This is a genomic window from Mesorhizobium sp. M7A.F.Ca.CA.004.06.1.1 (assembly GCF_003999135.1).
Taxonomy (GTDB): domain Bacteria; phylum Pseudomonadota; class Alphaproteobacteria; order Rhizobiales; family Rhizobiaceae; genus Mesorhizobium.
The window spans coordinates 1-2697 of record NZ_RZPQ01000780.1 but is presented as its reverse complement, the minus strand read 5'-3'; the positions used below and the strand labels follow the sequence as shown (position 1 = coordinate 2697).

The window sequence follows — 2697 nt, the reverse complement described above, 5'->3', positions numbered from 1 at the left end:
GAACAACAATGGGGCTCGCAACGCCGCGCTCGCGATTGCCCGCGGCAGGGCAAAATGGCTGATGCCCTGGGACGGGAACTGCTACCTGACAGGCTCTGCGTTCCAGCGGATACGGTCCGCGATCGAGAGAAACCCGCACCTTCCCTACGCTGTGGTGCCCATGGCGCGTATTGTCGACAATGCGCTTCTGCTGGACCAGAGCTTCCAGCCGCCGGCCGAGGAAGAGCCGCAGATCATATTTCGAGCCGATACCACGCAACTGTTCGACGAAAACTATGGCTACGGAAGGCGGCCAAAAATCGAGATGCTGTGGCGGTTGGCAGTTCCCGGCCCCTGGGATCGCTACCGCGACGACGCCTGGGATTTTCCACGCCCGGTCCGGGCAGCGGATGCCGGGCTGCTCCAGAAAGCGGGCTGGGTGGCGCGCCTGGATTCAGGACGTTCGCATCTGGAGATCGGCAAGGCCGGCTTCGTCGCGCGTCTGGTCAGCCGCGACCAGGCGATCGTCGATATGGTCGATCAATGTGACGCCAAGGCAGTCGCCGCTCGGCTTGATACCTCCCGCCTGGCTTTCTATGACGAAGACGCCCTCGCCCACGCGGTAAAGGACGGACCCATCCTGCGCTATCTCGAAACCGCGGCCGGTCAGGCACTCGCCCGCGGTCCGTTCAGCGTGCTCGACAAGACTGGCCGAGCCCCCAGCGGGGATCCCCAGGACTATTTTCACCCGGCGCCTTACTGGTGGCCCGACCCCGACAGACCCGATGGCCTGCCCTATATCAGGCTCGATGGCGAACGCGTGCCCGGCACGGCATTGTATGCAGCAGGAAGCGAAACCTACGATCGCACACGCTTACAGCGCGTCTTCGACGACACAACCGTGCTTGCGCTCGCCGCAACCGTGCTTGATGGACGTCATTACGCCGTCCACGCCGCGAGGCTCATTCGCGCATGGTTTGTCGATCCCAAGACAAGAATGAACCCGCATTTGCGCTATGCGCAGGTGCGGTCGGGCCACGACAACAATGAAGGGGCCGGCTACGGCATCATCGAGCTGAAGGATTTCTATTTCTTCCTGGATGCCGTACGCTTGATCGAGCGAACAGGAGTACTGGGCGACGAGGATCGCGAGGCGTTCAGAGCCTGGCTCGGTTCCTACTGTGAATGGCTGGACACCGCGCCGGCAGCCGCGACGGCCTTCTGCAGCAGCAGCAACCAAGGAACGTACTACGATTTGCAGCGGGCATCGATCGCCACATTTCTTGGCGACAGCGCCACCCTGGCCAAGATCAGCCTCTATGCTCGGGAGAGATTGGCGACCCAGATCGCAGCCGACGGCTCCTTGCCCAGGGAACTGTCCCGCACGCGCCCCAGGCACTACGCCATGTTTACCTTGCAAGGCTGGACGTCGCTGGCCCGTGTCATGTCTTCGGTTGGTGACAATCTCTGGCAGCACAAGACAGCCGAGGGACTGGGACTGGTCCAGGCGCTGCACTGGCTTGTTGCGCACGAGAACAAGCGACACACCATGTCGGCCGAAACTGTCGATCCGGATCGGCTTGGGCCGCTGCTTCTCGACCTGACGCATCATGATCCCGCAGGGATGCCACCTGCCGATCTGGGAAGGGCGGCCAAGCCCATATTTCATCCAGACGAGGCAATCGCGCCTTTTTGGCTGTGGCGAAGACGTTAGAGCAGTTCACCGTTTCACGGAAACGGCGACCCGCTCTAACTCCTTGTTTTTAAGCAATTCCGGACGGAAAACCGTTTCACACTTTTCCTGGAATTGCTCTAGGGACGTCCGGCATTCCTGGCCTGTCACGTCGATGATGAGAACCACTTTCCCGAAATCAAACGCCCGCGACGGTGCAAAGGCTCTTCATTCTGGCCACCGCCAGATCGGGATCAGCGAGCAATCCGGCCTGGTCGGCAAGGCGGAACACGTCGGCATAGTGACGGATGCCGCGCGCCGACTGCATGCCGCCGACCATCGCAAAATGGTCCTGATGGCCATTCAGCCAGGCCATGAAGACGATGCCGGCCTTGTAGTACTCGGTCGGCGCCTCGAAGATTTTTCGCGATAGCGGCACGGTCGGCGCCATCAAGGCGTCATAGCCGGCGCGGTCACCCTCCGCCAGTTTCGCCAGCGCTGCATTGGCGACCGGCGCAATCGCGTCGAAAATACCGAGCAGTGCGTGCGAGTGTCTTTTCTCGTCGCCGGCGATCAGTTCGGGATAATTGAAATCGTCGCCAGTGAACATGACGACGCCGTCCGGCAGACGGTTCCTCAGCGCGACCTCCTTGCCGGCATCGAGCAGTGAGATTTTTATCCCCTCGACCTTGCCAAAGTGGCGTTCGATGATGGCAACAACTGTATCGAGAGCAGTCTCGAAATTCTCGCTGCCCCAATAGCCCCTGAGCGCCGGATCGAACATGTCGCCCAGCCAGTGCAGGATGACCTTGCCGGATGCCTGGGACAGGATGCGGTCGTAGACGCTGACATAGTCGTCCGGCCCCTTGGCAACTGCCGCCAGTGCCCGGCTGGCCATCATGATCGCCTTGCCGCCCAAGCCTTCGATGAAAGCGAATTGCCGCTCATAGGCGGTGACCACATCGTCCAGTGTCCTGGCGGCGGCGGGCGCCAGATGGTCGGTCCCGGCACCCGAGGCGAGATCGGCGCCATCGACGGTACGCGCC

General features: G+C 61.7%; 2 protein-coding genes. One reads left to right on the top strand and one right to left on the bottom strand.

Features of this window, described 5'->3' with window-relative positions; genetic code table 11:
• On the top strand, positions 1 to 1693 hold a 1693-nt coding region (locus tag EN906_RS30040), incomplete at its 5' end, for an alginate lyase family protein (protein WP_127375596.1).
• Between the two features lie 157 nt (positions 1694 to 1850).
• Here the strand turns inward: EN906_RS30040 and EN906_RS30035 are convergent.
• On the bottom strand, positions 1851 to 2697 hold an 847-nt coding region (locus EN906_RS30035), incomplete at its 5' end, for a DUF993 family protein (RefSeq protein ID WP_127375595.1).